This is a genomic window from Thermomonas sp. (assembly GCF_041905325.1).
Lineage (GTDB): Bacteria > Pseudomonadota > Gammaproteobacteria > Xanthomonadales > Xanthomonadaceae > Thermomonas.
Genome location: NZ_JAYRLK010000002.1, coordinates 82,699 through 101,151, shown reverse-complemented (window position 1 = coordinate 101,151; position 18,453 = coordinate 82,699). Strand labels below are relative to the sequence as shown.

At 68.4% G+C, this 18,453-nt stretch carries 20 protein-coding genes; 7 read left to right on the top strand and 13 right to left on the bottom strand.

From position 1 onward, the window contains the following. Positions 1-6 precede the first annotated feature (6 nt). Positions 7-348, bottom strand: coding sequence for a ComEA family DNA-binding protein (locus ACE3OK_RS02665; RefSeq protein WP_374247993.1), 342 nt, complete (start codon positions 346-348; stop codon positions 7-9). A gap of 242 nt (positions 349-590) precedes the next feature. Here ACE3OK_RS02665 and ACE3OK_RS02660 point away from each other — a divergent pair, with 242 nt between their 5' ends. From ACE3OK_RS02660 to ACE3OK_RS02645, 4 genes are all read left to right on the top strand, one after another. Further along, on the top strand, positions 591-2,099 hold the full coding sequence (locus ACE3OK_RS02660) for a M20 family metallopeptidase (RefSeq protein WP_374247992.1): 1,509 nt from the start codon (positions 591-593) through the stop codon (positions 2,097-2,099). Between the two features lie 55 nt (positions 2,100-2,154). Further along, positions 2,155-4,707: a DNA mismatch repair protein MutS gene (gene mutS / locus ACE3OK_RS02655; RefSeq protein WP_374248285.1), complete on the top strand. Its 2,553-nt coding sequence runs from the start codon at positions 2,155-2,157 to the stop codon at positions 4,705-4,707. Next, positions 4,704-5,387: an MOSC domain-containing protein gene (locus tag ACE3OK_RS02650; protein WP_374247991.1), complete on the top strand. Its 684-nt coding sequence runs from the start codon at positions 4,704-4,706 to the stop codon at positions 5,385-5,387. The genes mutS and ACE3OK_RS02650 overlap by 4 nt, the downstream gene beginning before the upstream one ends. Before the next feature lie 98 nt (positions 5,388-5,485). Beyond that, a complete protein-coding gene (locus ACE3OK_RS02645; RefSeq protein WP_374247989.1) occupies positions 5,486-5,941 on the top strand; it encodes an Hpt domain-containing protein in 456 nt (151 codons plus the stop codon). A 35-nt stretch (positions 5,942-5,976) separates the two neighbouring features. Here the strand turns inward: ACE3OK_RS02645 and ACE3OK_RS02640 are convergent, their stop codons facing one another. Further along, on the bottom strand, positions 5,977-7,140 hold the full coding sequence (locus ACE3OK_RS02640; RefSeq protein WP_374247988.1) for a PLP-dependent aspartate aminotransferase family protein: 1,164 nt from the start codon (positions 7,138-7,140) through the stop codon (positions 5,977-5,979). 96 nt (positions 7,141-7,236) lie between these two features. On the opposite strand from ACE3OK_RS02640, the gene ACE3OK_RS02635 reads away from it, so the two are divergent. Next, entirely contained in the window at positions 7,237-7,710 is a 474-nt protein-coding gene (locus tag ACE3OK_RS02635) for an Lrp/AsnC family transcriptional regulator (protein ID WP_374247987.1), read from the top strand. A gap of 6 nt (positions 7,711-7,716) precedes the next feature. Here ACE3OK_RS02635 and ACE3OK_RS02630 read toward each other — a convergent pair whose 3' ends face one another. After that, entirely contained in the window at positions 7,717-8,346 is a 630-nt protein-coding gene (locus ACE3OK_RS02630) for a glutathione S-transferase family protein (protein WP_374247986.1), read from the bottom strand. A gap of 59 nt (positions 8,347-8,405) precedes the next feature. Beyond that, positions 8,406-9,113, bottom strand: coding sequence for a helix-turn-helix transcriptional regulator (locus ACE3OK_RS02625; RefSeq protein ID WP_374247985.1), 708 nt, complete (start codon positions 9,111-9,113; stop codon positions 8,406-8,408). A gap of 124 nt (positions 9,114-9,237) precedes the next feature. Between ACE3OK_RS02625 and ACE3OK_RS02620 the strand changes: the two genes are divergently transcribed. Then, positions 9,238-10,671 carry an aspartate aminotransferase family protein gene (locus ACE3OK_RS02620; RefSeq protein ID WP_374247984.1) on the top strand — a complete coding sequence of 478 codons (1,434 nt, stop codon included), beginning with the start codon at positions 9,238-9,240 and terminating at the stop codon, positions 10,669-10,671. 17 nt (positions 10,672-10,688) lie between these two features. Here ACE3OK_RS02620 and ACE3OK_RS02615 read toward each other — a convergent pair whose 3' ends face one another. The 9 genes from ACE3OK_RS02615 to ffh form a co-directional block, all read right to left on the bottom strand. Next, a complete protein-coding gene (locus ACE3OK_RS02615; protein ID WP_374247983.1) occupies positions 10,689-11,429 on the bottom strand; it encodes a peptidoglycan-binding protein in 741 nt (246 codons plus the stop codon). Between the two features lie 120 nt (positions 11,430-11,549). After that, complete coding sequence (locus ACE3OK_RS02610; protein WP_374247982.1) at positions 11,550-11,954, bottom strand: RNA-binding S4 domain-containing protein; 405 nt, start codon at positions 11,952-11,954, stop codon at positions 11,550-11,552. A gap of 62 nt (positions 11,955-12,016) precedes the next feature. Then, a complete protein-coding gene (gene rplS, locus ACE3OK_RS02605; protein WP_374247981.1) occupies positions 12,017-12,427 on the bottom strand; it encodes a 50S ribosomal protein L19 in 411 nt (136 codons plus the stop codon). Positions 12,428-12,584: 157 nt separating this feature from the next. After that, the gene (gene trmD, locus ACE3OK_RS02600; protein WP_374248284.1) at positions 12,585-13,358 is read right to left on the bottom strand and encodes a tRNA (guanosine(37)-N1)-methyltransferase TrmD; all 774 of its coding nucleotides are present in this window, start codon (positions 13,356-13,358) and stop codon (positions 12,585-12,587) included. 11 nt (positions 13,359-13,369) lie between these two features. After that, positions 13,370-13,891: a ribosome maturation factor RimM gene (gene rimM / locus ACE3OK_RS02595; RefSeq protein WP_374247980.1), complete on the bottom strand. Its 522-nt coding sequence runs from the start codon at positions 13,889-13,891 to the stop codon at positions 13,370-13,372. A gap of 37 nt (positions 13,892-13,928) precedes the next feature. Continuing rightward, positions 13,929-14,177: a 30S ribosomal protein S16 gene (rpsP, locus tag ACE3OK_RS02590; protein WP_374247979.1), complete on the bottom strand. Its 249-nt coding sequence runs from the start codon at positions 14,175-14,177 to the stop codon at positions 13,929-13,931. 118 nt (positions 14,178-14,295) lie between these two features. Beyond that, complete coding sequence (locus ACE3OK_RS02585) at positions 14,296-15,654, bottom strand: diguanylate cyclase (protein ID WP_374247978.1); 1,359 nt, start codon at positions 15,652-15,654, stop codon at positions 14,296-14,298. 24 nt (positions 15,655-15,678) lie between these two features. Continuing rightward, positions 15,679-16,077 (bottom strand): carboxymuconolactone decarboxylase family protein, encoded by a 399-nt coding sequence (locus tag ACE3OK_RS02580; protein ID WP_374247977.1) that lies wholly within the window; start codon positions 16,075-16,077, stop codon positions 15,679-15,681. Positions 16,078-16,179: 102 nt separating this feature from the next. Next, on the bottom strand, positions 16,180-17,547 hold the full coding sequence (gene ffh, locus ACE3OK_RS02575) for a signal recognition particle protein (protein WP_374247976.1): 1,368 nt from the start codon (positions 17,545-17,547) through the stop codon (positions 16,180-16,182). A gap of 122 nt (positions 17,548-17,669) precedes the next feature. Here ffh and modA point away from each other — a divergent pair, with 122 nt between their 5' ends. Next, the gene (gene modA / locus ACE3OK_RS02570; RefSeq protein WP_374247975.1) at positions 17,670-18,449 is read left to right on the top strand and encodes a molybdate ABC transporter substrate-binding protein; all 780 of its coding nucleotides are present in this window, start codon (positions 17,670-17,672) and stop codon (positions 18,447-18,449) included. The last annotated feature ends 4 nt before the right edge of the window (positions 18,450-18,453 follow it).

The window sequence follows — 18,453 nt, the reverse complement described above, 5'->3', positions numbered from 1 at the left end:
CGGCGTTCATCGGCGGGCCACCTGCTGGGTGGTCACCTGCAATGCGGCCCGGCCTTCCGGCTTCACCGCCGACCGCGGCGCACTGACCACGATGCGGTCGCGATTGCGCTCCACCGTCCGCAGGCCGATGCCCTTGACCATGGCCAACTGCTCGGGGCTGCGGAACGCACCATTGGCCTGGCGATAGTCGACGATGGCCTGCGCCTTGACCGGGCCGACATTCACCAACACCCGGTCCAGGGTGGCGGCATCGGCGGTATTGATGTTCACCGTCTCACCGGCAGCGGCATTGCCCGCCAGGGCCAGCAGCAGCACGAAAGTGGCAAACAGGAAGGTCAGGGGTTTCATGGCATTGCTCGCGGGGAGGTTGATCCGAGGCCGAGGCGTTGCATCTGCCCCGGTGTGCACAGGATGTTCCTGCCGATGGACACAGCCTATCGGGCAGTGCCCCATCCATGCGTCGGATTTTCACCCCGGTATCGGGTAGGAAAAATCTGATTCCACCTTCGAACAACCCCATGGATGGGGGATGACGGGGACGGGCGCTACAATCGCCGCCACCCATTCGCCAATCACAAGACAAGGCCGCCATGCACGCCACCCATTTCGATGCCAGCAAGCTCCGCACCTTCGTGGCCGCCAAATGGGATGCCGAGATCGTCCCGCAGCTGATCGAATACATTCGCATTCCCAACAAATCGCCGATGTTCGATGCCGATTGGGTGCAGAACGGCCACATGGATCGCGCGGTGTCGCTGATGGAAACCTGGGCGAAGGCGCAGGCCATCCCGGGCATGCAGGTGGAGGTGGTGCGCCTGGAAGGCCGCACGCCGCTGATCTTCATCGACATTCCCGCGGCCAACGGTGGCCGCAACGACGACTGCGTGCTGCTGTACGGGCACATGGACAAGCAGCCGGAGATGACCGGCTGGGACGAAGGCAAGGGCCCGTGGGTGCCGGTACTGGAAGGCGACCGCCTGTACGGGCGCGGTGGTGCCGACGACGGCTACGCGATCTTCGGCTCCCTCACCGCGCTCATGGCGCTGCAAGCACAGGGCGCGGCCCATGCGCGCTGCGTGGTACTGATCGAGGCCTGCGAGGAATCCGGCAGCAACGACCTGCCGTTCTACGTGGACCATCTGGCCGACCGCATCGGCAAGCCGTCGCTGGTGGTGTGCCTGGACTCCGGTTGCGGCAACTACGAACAACTGTGGTGCACCACCTCGCTGCGCGGCCTGGCCGGTGGCAACCTCACGGTGAAGGTGCTCAGCGAAGGCGTGCACTCGGGTGATGCGTCCGGCATCGTGCCGTCCAGCTTCCGCATCCTGCGCGACCTGCTCTCGCGCATCGAGGACGAAGACACCGGCCGCATCCTGATCGACGGCCTGTATGCGGACATTCCCGCCGACCGCCGGGCGCAAGCCGCAAAGGTGGCGGAAGTGCTGGGCGACGAAGTCTTCGACAAGTTCCCGTTCCTGCCCGGCATGGTGCCGATGGGCAACGACCGCACCGAACTGGTGCTCAACCGCACCTGGCGGCCGGCGCTGTCGATCACCGGCGTGGATGGCGTTCCGTCGCTGGCCTCGGCCGGCAACGTGCTGCGCCCGTTCACCGCCGCCAAGCTCAGCCTGCGCCTGCCGCCCACGCTGGACGGCAAGCGCGCCGGCGAATTGTTGCAGGACGTGCTGCTGCAGAACCCGCCGTACGGCGCGCAGGTCAGCCTGCACCTGGAAAAGGCCAGCACCGGCTGGAACGCCCCGGCACTGGCACCGTGGCTGGAAGGCGCGATCGAGCAGTCCAGCCAGGAATTCTTCGGCAAGCCGGCGATGTACATGGGCGAAGGCGGCACCATCCCGTTCATGGGCATGCTGGGCGAAAAATTCCCCGGTGCGCAGTTCATGATCACCGGCGTGCTGGGCCCGCATTCCAATGCCCACGGCCCCAACGAATTCCTGCATATCCCGATGGGCAAGGCGGTCACCGCCTGCGTGGCCCGCGTGGTGGCCGAGCATCATGCCGCCAGCCTGCGCGGCGAAACCACCGGCGTGGCCGCCACCGCCATCAACTCCTTTGCCGATACCCCCGGCGGGTGCTGCTGAACCTGTGCGCCCGTCTCCCGCTGCGCCCGACAAGCAGGCCGAGCACACCCCCCTGATGAAGCAGTACTTCGCCGCCAAGGCGGAGCATCCGGACGTGCTGCTGTTCTTCCGCATGGGCGATTTCTACGAGCTGTTCTTTGATGACGCCCGCAAGGCGGCACGGTTGCTGGACATCACCCTGACCCAGCGCGGGCAGTCGGCCGGCCAGCCGATCCCGATGGCCGGCGTGCCCTACCACGCCGCCGAAGGCTACCTGGCGCGGCTGGTGGCGCTGGGCGAATCGGTGGCCATCTGCGAGCAGATCGGCGACCCCGCGACCTCCAAGGGCATTGTGGAGCGCAAGGTGGTGCGCATCGTCACCCCCGGCACCGTCACCGACGAGGCGCTGCTGGACGAGCGCCGCGACACCCTGCTGCTGGCGATCAGCCGCGGCGGCGTGTCCAGCAAGGGCCGGGGCTACGGCCTCGCCTGGGCCGACCTTGCCAGCGGCCGCCTGCGCGCCAACGAGGTGGCCGGCGAGGATGCGCTGGAGGCCGAGCTGGCCCGCCTGCAGCCGGCGGAAACGCTGCTCGCCGACGAGGACGGCTGGCCCGCCTGCGCGCTGGAATCGCGCGGGCTGCGCCGGCGCCCGCCGTGGCTGTTCGATGCCGACTCCGGTCGCCGCCAGCTGCTGCAGTTCTTCGCCGTGCACGACCTCACCGCCTTCGGCCTGGAAGACCGCCCGCTGGCTGTCGCCGCCGCTGCGGCGGTTCTGGGCTACGTGGAGGAAACCCAGAAGCAGCGGCTGCCGCACCTGCGCGGCATCGCCCTTGAGACCAGCGACGACGCCATCGCGATGAACGCCGCGACGCGCCGCCACCTGGAGTTGGACACGCGCGTCGACGGCGATGTGAAGGCCACCCTGCTGGGCGTGCTGGACAGCACCGTGACGCCGATGGGTGGGCGGCTGCTGCGGCGCTGGCTGCACCGGCCGCTGCGCGACCGCCGCACGGTGGGCGAGCGCCACCATGCGGTGCAGGCGCTGCTGGACGCGCGCGCCGACGAAGCGTTGCGCGACGCGTTCCGCGGCCTCGGCGACATGGAGCGCATCCTCGCGCGCGTCGCCCTGCGCAGCGCCCGCCCGCGCGACCTGTCCACCCTGCGCGACGGCCTGTCCCTGCTGCCTGCGGTCCGCGACATCCTCGCCCCGCTGGACTCGCCGCGGCTGGCGGCGCTGCACGCCGAACTCGGCGAACACGAAGACACCGCGCGCATGCTGCGCGCCGCCATCGTCGCCCAGCCGCCGCTGCTGGCGCGCGACGGCGGCGTGATCGCGGAAGGTTTCGATGCCGAACTCGACGAACTGCGCCAGCTCTCGACCAATGCCGACCAGTTCCTGATCGACCTGGAAGCGCGCGAGCGCGCGGCCACCGGCATCGCCAACCTCAAGGTCGGCTACAACCGCGTGCACGGCTACTTCATCGAGATCAGCAAGGGCCAGAGCGACAAGGCGCCGGTGCACTACACCCGCCGCCAGACCCTGACCGGCGCGGAGCGCTACATCACCGAAGAGTTGAAGGCCTTCGAGGACAAGGTGCTGTCCGCGCGCGAGCGTTCGCTGGCGCGCGAGAAGCTGCTCTACGACGGCGTGCTCGACGCGCTCAACGCCATGCTGGAACCGCTGCGCCGCTGCGCGCTGGCGCTGAGCGAACTGGACGTGCTGGCCGGTTTCGCCGAGCGCGCGCAGGCGCTGGACTGGAACCGGCCGACGCTGCGCGACGACCCCGGCATCCGCATCGAACGCGGCCGCCACCCGGTGGTGGAGGCGCTGCGCGACGCGCCGTTCGAGCCGAACGACCTGGTGTTCGACGACGCCACCCGGATGTACGTCATCACCGGCCCCAATATGGGCGGCAAGAGCACCTTCATGCGCCAGAACGCGCTGATCGTGCTGCTGGCCTGCATCGGCAGCTTCGTGCCGGCGGCGAAGGCGGAGCTCGGGCCCATCGACCGCATCCTGACCCGCATCGGCGCCGGCGACGACCTGGCGCGCGGCCAGTCCACCTTCATGGTGGAGATGAGCGAAACCGCCTACATCCTCCACCACGCCAGCGAGCAGTCGCTGGTGCTGATGGACGAGATCGGCCGTGGCACCTCCACCTACGACGGCCTGGCCCTGGCCGACGCGGTGGCGCGGCAGCTGGCTGCCGGCAACCGCAGCTACACACTGTTCGCAACCCACTACTTCGAACTGACTGCGCTGGCCGAACCCGGCAGCGGCATCGCCAACCTGCATCTGGACGCGGTCGAGCATGGCGATGCGCTGGTGTTCATGCACGCGGTCCGTCCCGGCCCGGCCAACCGCAGCTTCGGCCTGCAGGTGGCGGCGCTGGCCGGCCTGCCGAAAGCCGCGCTGCAGCAGGCACGGACACGGCTGGCGGAGCTTGAGGCGCAGAGCCGCGACGCGCCGCATGTCCCGCTGAGCGCACCGGCACTGGATGCGCCGCAGCAGTTCGGCCTGTTCGCCCCCTCCAGCGCGGCGCTGGACGCGCTGGCCGGCATCGACCCCGACGACCTGACTCCGAAACAGGCGCTGGAAGCGCTGTACCGGCTGAAGGCGCTGGCATGAGCACCGTCGTCCTGCTCACCGGCACAGTGCGGCCCTGCACCCGCCCCGGCAGCCGCAGCGGCATTGCCAAGACGCCACGCGGGGACAAGGTCTGGATCAGCCCGATCGGGCTGGAAGGCGACGAACAAGGCGACCTGCGCGTGCACGGCGGGCCGGACAAGGCGGTGCACCACTATGCGTTCGACCATTACGCCGCGTGGCGCGACGAACTCGGCGCGCTGCCGCTGCTGGAGACGCCCGGCGCGTTCGGCGAAAACATCAGCACGCACGGGCTGACCGAAGCCGAGGTCTGCCTGGGCGACCGTTACGCGCTGGGCGGCGCACTGCTGGAAGTCAGCCAGAACCGGCAGCCGTGCTGGAAGCTCAACGACCGCTTCGGCGTGGCCGACATGGCGCGAAGAGTGCAGGACAGCGGCCGCAGCGGCTGGTATTACCGCGTGCTGCGCCCCGGGCTGGCGCAGGCCGGTGATGCATTGCGCCTGACCGAACGCCCGCATCCCGACTGGAGCCTGCACCGGCTGGGCATTTTGTTGTTCCGCCGGGTGCTCGACCCCGCCCAACTGGAGCCGGCACTGACGCTGCCGCTGGTGCCTTCGCATCGCAAACTGGTCGAACACCGTTTGCGGCTCTGCGCCGTGGAAGACTGGGAAAAGCGCCTGGCCGGCCCACCCCGCAGCTGACGCGCGTGCACGCCGCCATCGGGTCCCTGCGCCGCTCCTGACACGGCCATCACACAACGTCTATCATCCCGCCCGGGGATCCGGATCGAGGAATGGGCGTGAGTCATTGGCTGGGAAGGCTGTTCCAGAAGTTGTTTCGTTCCAGGTCACCGCGTGCGGGGGCACCGGCGATCTCGGGGGATGTGGACGCCGAGATGCGTGAAATCTTCCTGGCCGAGTTGGCCGACATCATCCAGAACATCAGCAAGGCGCTGGAAGTCTGGCGCACGGATTTTTCCAACCCCACGCAAACCCGTGCGATGGTGCGGGCCTTCCATACCTTGAAGGGCTCCGCTCCCATCGTGGGGGCAACCCCGTTGGCCGAACTGGGGCAGGCGGCCGAACATGCCGCCAAGCAAGCCATGCGCAAGCGCAACCCCGATGTGAATCTGATCCAGGCCATCGAAGCGGCCGTGGCCCTGCTGCCGGAATGGGCCGATGCGGTGCGCCGCAACCAGCCGGTGCCCGCGGAAACCCGCAACGTGATCAGCGCGCTCAAGCGTTACGCCAAGTAAGACCGCGCCAGATGCAAAGGCGCGGCGGCGCGGCATCACCGCAGCGCTTGCACCAGGTCATCCCACAGGTCTTCCACGTCCTCGATGCCCACCGACAGGCGCAGCAGGCCGGGGGTGATGCCGGTGGCGCGCTTCACGTCCTCGGGCACCATGCGGTGGGTGAGGCCGGCCGGATGCTGGATCAAGCTGTCGGTGGAGCCCAGGCTCACTGCCGCCGTCATCACCCGCACCTTCGCCATCACGCTCGCCGCGGCCGCGTGGCCACCGGCGACTTCGAATGCCATCAGCGCACCGGGGCCGGACATCTGCGTGCCCACCAGATGCCCGTTCACCGCACCGGGCAGCCCCGGATAGAACACCTTCGATACCGCCGGATGCTCCAGCAGCCGCTGTGCCAGTACCTGCGCGTTGGCCTGCGCCGCCTCCACCCGCAGCTTCAGCGTGGGCAGCCCGCGGTGCAGCAGGTAGGCGGCCAACGGGTGCAGCAGCGCGCCGGTGGCGGCACGCATGGTGCGCAGCGGCCCGGCGCGGGTTTCATCGCAGCACACCACCCCGGCGATCACGTCGCCGTGGCCGCCCAGGAACTTGGTGGCACTGTGCCAGACGTACGCGGCCCCGAACTCGGCCGGGCGCTGCAACACCGGCGAGGCGAAGGTGGAATCCACCAGCACCGGCACCGGGCCCGCCGCCTGCACCACCGCGCGGATGTCGATCAGGTTGAGCGTGGGGTTGGACGGGGTTTCGATGATGACCAGCGCGGTGTCCGCACGCAGGCGCGCGCCGATGTCGGCGGGGTCGGTCACGAACTCCGCCTCCAGCCCGCACACCCCGCTGTGCAGCAGGTGGTCCGAGGTGCCATACAGCGGGCGCACCACCAGCACATGCTTGCCGTGCTGGGCACGGTCCATCAGCACGGCCGTCAGCGCCGCCATGCCGGAGCCGAAGGCCACGCAGGCATCGGTGCCCTCCAATGCCGCGATCGCATTCTCCACCCGGGCCACGGTGGGATTGTGCAGGCGCGCATAGATCGGGTTTTCCGCATGCGCCTGGCCGCCGATCAGGGCGTCGAAGCTGGCGGTCCCCACGTCCAGGTCGGCGATGGGATAGGTGGTGGACAGGTCCAACGGCGGTGCATGCACGCACAGCTTGCCGAAATCGTCGCGTCCGCCGTGGACGGCCTTGGTCTGGAATCGCTGCATGGTCGCCTCGGATGCGATGGAATACCGCTATCCTAGAACCCTGTTCGATATGAAATCGTCATGTCGAATGATATTTTTCCGAGGCACCAAACCGCCATGCTGGATCGAATCGACTACGCCCTGCTGCGCCTGTTGCGGAAGAATGCGCGGCTGCCGAACAAGGACCTGGCGGAAAAGGTGGGCATCGCCCCGTCCACCGCGCTGGAACGGGTGCGGCGGATGCGCGAAGCCAGGATCCTGCTGGGCTACCACGCCGAAATCGCGCCGGAAGCGATTGGCGTGGGCTTGCAGGCGATGATTTCGGTGCGGCTGGCGAAGCATTCGCGGGCGCTGGTGGATGGCTTCCACCAGCACCTGCTGCACCTGCCGGAAGTGCTGGCCTGCTACCACGTCGCCGGTGCCGACGACTTCCTGGCCCATGTGGGCGTGCGTGACAGCGAGCACCTGCGCCAATTCACCCTCACCGCCTTGACCGAGCGCGAGGAAGTGGCGCATATCGAGACGCGGCTGATCTTCGAGTTCCAGCGCAATGTCGAGCTGCCGCCGCAGGCCGGGGCGGCGACCGCATGAGCCGGCTCACGCCCCCGCGGGCGGGTAGCGCGTGGCCAGCTCGGCATCGCGTGCCGCCGCGCGCAACGCCGCCGGACGCGCCGCATGGCGCTGCGCGAACGCGACGAAGGCGGGACGCGGCTCCAGCGCCCCTACCCGCATGAAATAGCCCAGCACGCCGGAGGCGTACAGGTCGACTGCGGTGAAATCGTCGCCGGCGAGGTGCGCCTTGTCGGCCAGCGCCAGTTCCAGCGTGCGCAGGATGTCGGCCTCGGTGCCGTAGCCGGCACTCATCGCCGGGGCCAGCGTGCCAGCCTGCTTGGCGGTCAACATCGCCTCCACCGGCCCCGCCAGGAACAGCAGCCAGCGGTAATAGCTGCCGCGTGCCTTCGACCCCGGCACGGGTGCCAACCGCAAGTCCGGCACCAGGTCGGCCAGATAGGCGCAGATGGCCGCGCCTTCGGTGATGACCACCTCGCCATGCCGCACCGCCGGCACCTTGCCCATCGGATTGATCGCCAGATACTCCGGCGTTTTCATCGCGCCGTCGAAGCCCAGGATCACCTCCTCGTAAGGCAACCCGGTCTCTTCCAGCATCCAGCGCGTCAAGCGGCCGCGCGAGCTCGGGTGCGTGTAGAACAGCAGGGTGTCGTCCATGGAGGTTCCTGGGTGGGTTGGGAGCGGGCAGTCTGCGCCGTGCCTGCTGCCAGATCCTGTCAGCAGTCTTCGCACGCAGGCGTTGGCGGAATGCCCTGCTGCCGCCGCCAGCGCCGCAACAACTGGTGCCGCGGATGCGGGCTGACCTCGCCGGTCGCTTCCAGTTGCTGCACGCGATCGGCACGGAAATGCCGGAACTCGCCGCGCAACTCGCACCACGCCGCGAACAGGCGCTTGTCGTCGAGAAAGGCCATCGCGAACGGCCATACCCTGCGCTCGCTGGCCTCGCCATCGCTGCGCGCATACACCATCCGCAACACCAGGCCCTCGCGAATGGCCTTGCGCAAGACCGGCAACCACGGCTCCGGCGGGCTGGCATTCCAATCCGGGGCGAACAGCCCGCTGGTTTCCACCTGCAAGCGCAACGGCTCCGGCAGCACACTGCCCACGCGCGCCACCGCTCGCCCGGCGGCGGCGGCCAACTCCGGGTCGGCATGCGCGGCCACCCAGCGCGCGCCCAGTGCCAGTGCTTCGAGCTCTTCGGCGGAAAACATCATCGCCGGCAGCAGGAACCCCGGTCGCAGGAGGTAGCCGACGCCCGGATCGCCGGCGATGTCCGCGCCCTGCCCCCGCAAGGTGTCGATGTCGCGGTACAACGTGCGCAGGCTGACGCCAAGCTGCTCCGCCAGACGCGCGCCCTGCACCGGCTTGCGGCGGCGGCGCAGCTCATCCAGCAATTGCAGCAGGCGACCGGCACGTACCGTCATCGCAATTCCATCGACTGGGCCGCGCAGGATAAGCCAAACCCCGCGCGCACCCCACCAACGTTCCGCACTGGCCATCGGTGATCGCCGGTGGACAATCAACCTTCACTTCCCCGGCAACGCCTTCATGCACGACCCCGCCAACCTCGAGTTTTCTTCCGCCGACATGCTGGCGATGGGTGACGCCGTGCTGCGTCGCGCGGTGGCGCACATCGACGCGCTGGCCACCGCCCCGGCCTGCGGCGATCTCGACGACATCGAAGCGCTGTGCCGCCGCCTGCGCGAGCCGGAACCGGCCACCGGCGTGCCGCTGGAGTCGCTGCTGGAGCCGCTGTTCAACGACTGGATCCCGCGCTCGTTCGGCACCCCGACCCCGGGCTACCTGGCCTACATCCCCGGCGGCGGCATCTTCCCGGCGGCGCTGGCGGATTTCATCGCCGACACCAGCAACCGCTACACCGGCATCTGGCAGGCGGCGCCGGCGCTGGTGCAATTGGAAGCCAACGCGCTGGAATGGATGCGCGAGTGGATGCAGTTCCCGGCGACTGCGCGCGGGCTGTTCACCACCGGCGGCTCGATGGCGATGTTCAATGCCATCGCCTGCGCCCGCGAAATCAAGTTGGGCACCGACATCCGCCGCGGCACGCTGTACGTGTCGTCGCAGTCGCACCATTCGATCACCAAGGCCGCCAAACTGGCCGGCATCGCCCACGACCGCGTGCGCACGATCGCGGTGGATGCGCACTTCCGCATGCGCGTGGACGCCCTGCAAGCGGCGATCGACGCCGACCGCGCCGCCGGGCTGCAACCGTTCATGGTGTTCTCCACCGCCGGCACCACCAACACCGGCGCGGTGGACCCGCTGGAAGCGGTGGCCGACCTGTGTACGCGCGAAGCGCTGTGGCACCACGTCGATGGCGCGTATGGCGCGTTCTTCCACATGGTGCCGGTGCTGCGCCCGCTGCTGGCGGGGCTGCCGCGCGCCGATTCGCTCACCCTCGACCCGCACAAGGGCCTGTTCCTGCCCTACGGCACCGGCGCGCTGCTGGTGCGCGACGGCGAGGCGCTGCGCGCGCTGCACGCCTCCGAAGCCGGCTATCTGCCGGACAACCAGAACGAATTCTACGACCCGGCCCAGTACGGGCCGGAGCTGTCGCGCGGCTTCCCGGGCCTGCGGGTGTGGTTGACGATGAAGCTGCTGGGTGCCGACCGCTACCGCGCCGCGCTGGCGGAAAAACGTGCACTGGCGTTGTGGGCGGCAGACGAAATCGTGAAGATCCCCGGCCTCGTGCTGGACGCGCCGCCGCAGCTGTCGCTGCTGGCCTTCCACCTCGAACACCCGGCACTGCCCACGCTTGCCGCGCAGAACAACGCCACCCGCGCGCTGATGCAACGCGTGACGGCGCGCGGCCGGGTGATGCTGACCGGCGCGCAGGTGGGCGAGCGTTTCCTCGGCCGGATCTGCGTGCTCAGTTTCCGCACGCGGCAGGCGCAGATGGAGGCCTGCCTCGAGGACATTGCGGAAGAAACCCATGCACTGCTGCGCAATGCCGGCACCTGACCGGCGGCGCGCAGGCGTTACTGGAACAAGCGGTAGGTACGGGTGCTGACTTCACTCATCCAGCGGTAGTAACTCACCCGCCAGCGCCGACCGACGTTCGGTTCCCACGGGTCATACACCATCAGGGTGGTGCCGCGCCCGCTGGCATCGGCATCGCCACGCACGCCCACCACCAGCGTCATGTGGCCGGGGCTGCCCTGGTAGCCGGAGGGAATGCGGCGCAGGTACCCTCCCGGGTTCCACAGGGTATCCACCATCACCGGCCCCTGCCGCACCATCGCGGCGAACGCCTGCGGGGTCCATGAGGCCGGTGGATACGAACGCAGGCCATGCACCCGCGCGTAACGCGCGGTCTGCGGCACCCAGTTGGCCACGTCGGACTGGTTGTAGAGGCCATTGGTGTCATCCCACATGTCGCTGGGCGTGGCCGCCTTCACCGCCGCCACGCTGCTGCGCTTGAGCATGGCGGTGGCTGCCGCCCAGCAGGTGCTGTTGGTGGGCTGCGGAATGAAGGGCCGTTGATGCTGCGCGGGGGGGTACGCCTCGGCATCGAACAACGCATTCTGCGTGCACTGGCCGGCTTCGCCATCCACCACCAGCCAGGCCTGGTCCTGGTAGCGACGCACGGCATTGAGCGTGTTGTTGCCGAAATCGCCATCCGGCGCCAACCGGCACCCCGGCAGCTTGCGATTCAATGCCTCCTGCAATCGACGCACTTCCGCGCCCTTCGAACCCAGTTTCAACACGGTGACCGCCATGGCCCAGCTCCTGATGATTGGGCGCATGGTGGCAAGCCGGCAAGCCGCCCGCCATTTGCTGGAAGCACTAGCCGCTGGCCGGATGGCTAGCACCTTTCGCCTAGCCCGCGGCCCGATGCATCAACTGACCTCGATGTCACCCAGCGCGCGGATCAGCCGGCGCGTGCGCTTGTCGGGCTTGGTATCCGGCGGGTGGTAGCCGGCGCGCTCGGCGGCACGCTGCGCACGGGCCAGCTCGCGCACGCGCCTGGAGTCCGCGGATTCGCGGTACAGCCCCTGTGCGATGCCCGCCGAACCGCGCACGGTGGCCAGTGCCAATACTTCGATGACGAAACATTCCTCCAGCCGCGTCACCCGCAACGCATCACCCACGCGCACGCTGCGGGAAGGCTTGGCACGCTGCCCGCCCAGCTCCACCTTGCCGGTCTCGATGGCCTGCTTGGCCAGCGCGCGGGTCTTGAAGAACCGCGCCGCCCACAGCCACACGTCCAGGCGCACGCCATCGTCGTCGTTTTCCGTCTTCATCATCGGTCACAAACGCAAACGGCCACCCGAAGGTGGCCGTCTTCGCGCAAACAGCGCGGCGATTACTGGGCGGCAGCTTCGGCGGCGGCCTTGGCGCGGGCCTTGGCATTGCCGGCCAGGTCTTCCTTGATGCGCGCCTTCTTGCCTTCCAGGCCGCGCAGGTAGTACAGCTTGCTGGCGCGCACGTCGCCACGGCGCTTGACTTCCACCGAGTCGATGGTGGCGCTGTGGGTCTGGAACACGCGCTCCACGCCGAAGCCGTGGGAAATCTTGCGCACGGTGAACGCGGAGTTCAGGCCGGCGTTCTTCTTGCCGATGACCACGCCTTCGTAGGCCTGCACGCGCTCGCGGTTGCCTTCCTTCACCTTGACGTTGACGATGACGGTGTCGCCGGGGCCGAAGTCGGGCAGCTTGCGCGCCACTTGGGCGGTTTCGAAATTCTGGACGAGGGTGTGGATCGAGGGCTTGTTCATGGAATCAACCTGTTGAGTCGTGTTGCGTGCATTCCGCACGCGCCTGTTGGAGTCGTTGTTGCGCGAGTGCACGTGGACCCGCGTCATGGCACTGTTGAAGCAAACCGGGCATGGCCCAGCCGCGCATTATAGCTGGAAATCCCGCCGCGTGCCCCGGTCAGGCATCTCCGCCCGCCGACGCCCCGCCGGCGTGCCGCCAGTCGGCACGGAACGCCTCCAGCAACGCGCGGTCGGCCTTCGACAACGCGGCTTCGTCCAGCAGGTCGGGACGCCGCAGCCAGGTACGGCCCAGCGATTGCTGCCGCCGCCAGCGCGCGATGGCGGCGTGATTGCCGGACAGCAGCACCTCCGGCACCGTGCCCAGCGCGTGCGTGACCGGGCGCGTGTAATGCGGGCAGTCCAGCAGGCCGTCGCCTTCGAAACTGTCCTGCACCGCCGATTCGGCATCGTTCAGGGCCCCCTCCTGCAAGCGTGCCACCGCGTCGATGAGCACCGCCGCCGCCAGCTCGCCGCCGGACAGCACGTAATCGCCGATCGAGATTTCCTCGTCCACCTCGGCCTGCAACAGGCGCTCGTCCACACCCTCGTAGCGGCCGCACAGCAGCGCAATGCGAGGCCTTGCGGCCAACTCCCGCACCTTGGCCTGGGTCAACGGACGCCCTTGAGGGCTGAGGTACACCACATGCGCGGACGCGGGATCGTCGTCGCGCATCGCCGCCAACGTCGCGCACAGGGGCTCGATCAGCATCACCATGCCCGGGCCGCCGCCGAACGGACGGTCATCGACCCGGCGGTAATTGCCCTCGGCGTGGTCGCGCGGGTTCCAGCCGTGGATCGACAGCAGCCCCCGCTCACCCGCGCGCCCCACCACGCCGTGCGCGGCGAGCTGGGCGACGAATTCCGGGAACAGGCTGATGATGTCGAAGCGCACCGGCATCGGCCTCAGAAATCCGCGTCCCAGTCCACCGTGATGACGCCGGCCTCGACATCCACCGCAGTGACGAAATCCGGTTGCACGAACGGGATCATGCGCTCGCGCTCGCCGTGCGTCACCAGCACGTCATTGGCCCCGTTGTTGAAGACGTGGGACACGGTGCCGAATTCCACACCGTCCAGGTTGACCACGCGCAGGCCTTCCAGATCCACCCAGTAGTATTGACCCGGCGCGGGTGCAGGGAGCACGGACCGCGGCACCAGCACCTCGACGCCCCGCAGGGCATCGGCGGCATCGCGATCGGCAATTCCAGGCACGCTGGCAACCAGGCCCTTGCCGCCCTCGCGCACCTTTGCGCCTTCGCACACGCGCTCGTTGCCGCGCGCATCGCGCAAGGTCCAGGGCTGGTAATCGGCGATGGCCCGCTCGGGGGCGGTGTAGCTTTCCAGCTTCACTTCCCCGCGCACGCCAAACGCACCGTGCAACCGGCCCACGGTGATCATCCGCTGGCTGGTCGACGATGCGTTCATCATGGCGAAGCGGGCCGTCTTGGGCGGCCCGTCGGCATCAGGCGGCCTTGGCGGCCTGCTTGTACAGCTCGGCGACCTTGTCGGTCAGCTGCGCGCCGTTGTCCAGCCAGAACTTCAAACGCGCGGTATCCAGTTCAACGCGCTTCTCGGCGCCCTGCGCCACCGGGTTGTAGAAACCCACGCGCTCGATGTTGCGGCCGTCGCGGGCACTGCGGCTGTCGGTGACGATGATGTGGTAGAAGGGGCGCTTCTTGGCGCCGCCACGGGTGAGGCGAATCTTGACCATTGCGGTTTCTCGGTGTTGCCCAGCGTCCGGGATGGACGGGTAAGCCGGCAAGTATAGCGGCAACTTCCAGCGCAATCAAAACCGACGCTGGCCGCGGGCGACGGTCGCGTGCCGCCGGTCATCCTGCCAGGACGGGTGCGCACTCGCCGGAATCGGCATCGAACGTGGCACGATCCCGCCCGTCCTGCTTGCTGCGGTACAACGCCGTGTCCGCACGCCCCAGCAAGGCCGCGACGGTCTCGTCCGGCAGCGCCACCGCGATCCCGATGCTGACGGTGACGGCACGCAACGGCCATGCATGCGCATGGAATGCGGACAAAATGCGCTTGGCCACCAGCCCGGCCTGCCGGGCATCGGCCTGCGGCAGCACCACCACGAACTCCTCGCCGCCATAACGCGCCACCAGATCCTGCGGCCGCACGGCGTCGCGCAGGAGCCGCCCGGTGTCGCGCAGGACATCATCGCCGGCCTGGTGGCCGAAATCGTCGTTGAAGTGCTTGAAATGGTCCAGGTCCAGCATCAGCAATGCGAACTCACCGGGTTTGCGCTCGTACTGGGCCATGGCCGCATCGAATGCACGCCGGTTCGCCACCTGGGTAAGTCCATCGGTATTGGCGTCCGCATGCAGGGCCAGCACGGTGCGACGCTGGCGCTCGACCCGATCCAGCAGCAGCGCCACCCACACCACCATCGCGGCCACCGCGCCACCGGTGGCGGAGGACGACAGCGCCAACACCAACGAACCCGGCAGCCCCAGCCACTCGCGCACGCGCTCCAGGATGAAGGTCAACACGACCGGCAACAGCAACACCGGCAGGATCAGGCGTCTGGCGAAGGTACCCCCCAGGCTGTCGGACACCGCCACCCGGGTCAAGCCGGTCGTGGGCACCAGCGACATCCACCCCAGTGCCAGCAGGAATTGCAGCAGCGCGGTCGACCCCGGGAGCTGGCTCAGCAATCCCGCGGAGTCGCCGGCCAACGCCTGCCCGTAGGTCGCCCCGGAAGCCAACCCGACGCCGATGACCGCCAGGGCCGCGGCTTCGCGCAACCAGACGATGCGCCTGCAAACCACCAGCAGGCCCACGCATCCCAATGCCATGAACGACATCGCCCCCAGCATCGTCATCCGTGCCGCGGGCCGCCCGGGCCAGGCCGGCAACAACTGCTCAAGCCAGTGCCGGTCCGCCGCCGGCAGCCACAGCTCCTGCGCGCTCAAGACCAGCAATGCCATGCTCCCGGCGAGGCTGGCGGCTGGCCAACGCCGCCCCATGAGCAGCGCCGCACCCGCCAGCATGCATCCCAGCGCAGCGGCGGCATGCACGATGGAGGGGGATGCCACCCATTCCCGCAGGATGCCCGTCCCCAGCCCCCACGCGGCAAGCACCAGCAGCCCCGTCAACAGCACCACCGCGCCTGCGACATGCGCAAACACGATGAAGCTGCGCACCACCGGATAATTGAAGCGAACGCCATCCATTCATCCGCCTCCGTTCAGCCGTACTCAGGGATTGCCCGGATGGGGGCTGACGTAATCCCCCACCACGGTGCGAAAGGCCACATTGAGGCGATTCCAGCCGTTGATGGCGATGATGGCCAAGGTCAGGTCCACCAGTTGTTTCTCGTCGAAATGCTGGCGGGCTGCCAGATAGACAGCATCCGGCACATCCTGTGCGTTGGCAAGCCGGGTCAGCGCCTCCGTCCACGCCAGTGCGGCGCGTTCGCGCTCGCTGTAGCAGGGGGCATCGTGCCAGGCGGCAAGCAGGTACAGGCGCTGCTCGGTTTCACCCTGCGCACGCGCGTCCTTGGTGTGCATGTCCAGACACCAGGCACAGCCGTTGAGCTGCGAGGCGCGTGACTTCACCAGTTCCAGCAGGGCCGGCTCCAGCCCGCTTTTGTGCACCTGGTGCTCCAGTTGCAGCAGGCCTTGAAGGCATCGGCGGACGCGGTCCTGTAATCGAGACGTTGCGACATCGACCCTCCCCTGGCTTCGTGCATCCCGCGCTCAGCGCATCGGCAGGCCGCCGCGGCCGCCCATCATCCCGGACAGGCCGCGCATCATGCCCTTCATGCCGCCGCGGCCCAGCTTGCCCATCATCTTTTCCATCTGCTGGTACTGCTTGAGCACCTTGTTGACGTCGGCCGGCGTCAAGCCGCTGCCGCGCGCCACGCGGGCGCGCCGCGAACCATTGAGCAGATCCGGGTTGCGGCGCTCTTTCTTCGTCATCGAATTGATGATGGCGATCATCCGCGGCACTTCCTTGCCGGTGACCTGCTGTTTCACCGCTTCCGGCAACTGGCCCATGCCCGGCAGCTTGTCCATCAGGCCGTGCAGGCCGCCCATGTTCTGCATCTGCTCGAGCTGGTCACGCATGTCGTTGAGGTCGAACTTCTTGCCCTTGGCGACCTTCTCGGCCAGCTTCCTGGCCTTGTCCTGGTCGACTTGCGACTCCACCTGCTCGACCAGCGACAGCACGTCACCCATGTCAAGGATGCGGCCGGCGGCGCGGTCGGGGTGGAACACGTCGAGGCCGTCGGGCTTCTCGCCAACGCCGACGAACTTGATCGGCTTGCCGGTGATGTAGCGCACCGACAGCGCCGCGCCGCCGCGGGCGTCGCCGTCGGTCTTGGTGAGCACCACGCCGGTCAGCGGCAGCGCCTCGCCGAAGTGCTTGGCGGTGACTGCGGCGTCCTGGCCGGTCATCGAATCGACCACGAACAGGGTCTCGACCGGGTTCACCGCGCCGTGCAGCGCCTTGATCTCGGCCATCATCGCATCATCGATGCTGGTGCGACCGGCGGTATCGACGATCAGCACGTCGGCGAAGGTTTTCTTCGCCTCGTCGATGGCGGCCTTGACGATGCCCTCTGGCTTCTGGGCGGCGTCGGACGGGAAGAACACCGCACCCACCTGCCCGGCCAGCGTCTGCAATTGCTCGATCGCGGCCGGGCGATAGACGTCGGCGCTGACCACCATCACCTTCTTCTTGCGCTTCTCCTTCAGGTGCTTGGCCAGCTTGGCCACCGTGGTGGTCTTGCCCGCGCCCTGCAGGCCGGCCATCAGGATCACCGCCGGGGCCGGTACGTTGAGGTTGAGGTCGGAGGCCTGCGCGCCCATCACCATGGCCAGTTCGTCGCGCACGATCTTCACCAGCACCTGGCCGGGACTGAGCGAGCGCATCACCTCCTGGCCCACCGCGCGCACCTTGATGCGCTGGATCAGCGCCTGCACCACCGGCAGCGCCACGTCGGCTTCCAGCAGTGCGATGCGCACCTCGCGCACGGCCTCGCTGATGTTGGATTCGGTCAGGCGGCCGCGGCCACGCAGGCGCTCGATGGTGCCGGACAGGCGCTGGGTCAGGGATTCGAACACGCAGATACACCGGAAAATGACGAATGCGCGATTATAGCGACAGCCATGCCTGCACCGGCCCTGCGCGTGAAAAGCTAGACTTTGCCCGCCTCCGATGGCGGGGCTGCAATGGAGACTTCCGCATGAAACGCAATTGGATTGCCGGGCTTTGGCTGGCCGCCACCGGCTGGCTGGGGCTGGCGGGCATGGTGCAGTCGGCAACCCCGCCGGCACCGGCGCAGGCACGCATCGCCGTGGCCGCCAACTTCGCCGACGCCGCCCGCGGGCTGGCCGCCGACTACACCCGCAAGACCGGGCACAGGATCGACATCAGCGCCGCGTCCACCGGCAAGCTGTATGCGCAGATCAGCAATGGCGCGCCGTTCGACGTGCTGCTGTCGGCCGACGCCGGCACCCCGCGCAAACTGGCGGCGGAAGGCCTGGCCGATCCCGCCACCCTGCACGACTATGCCGTCGGCCGGCTGGTGCTGTGGAGCCGCGACCCCGCGCAGGTGAAGGATGGCGAAGCATTGCTGCGCCGGGGTGCGATCACCCGGCTGGCGATCGCCAACCCGGAGCTGGCGCCCTATGGCGAGGCCGCGCGCGAGGCCCTGACCTATGTCCGCCGCTGGGAAGAACTCCAACCCAGGCTGGTGCTGGGCGAGAACGTCGGCCAGGCCACCCAGTTCGTGGTCACCGGTGCGGCACCGCTGGGCCTGCTGCCGCGTTCGCTGGTGTTGCAGGCGCGCCAGCATGGCACCCCGGGCTCCAGTTGGGAGGTGCCCGCAAGCTGGCATTCGCCGATCGTGCAAACTGCGGTATTGCTGGCCCACGGCCGCGGCAACCCGGCGGCACGCGGCTTCCTGCGGTACCTGCAAAGCCCGGCGGCGCAAGCGAAGATCCACGCCCTCGGCTACGACTGACCGC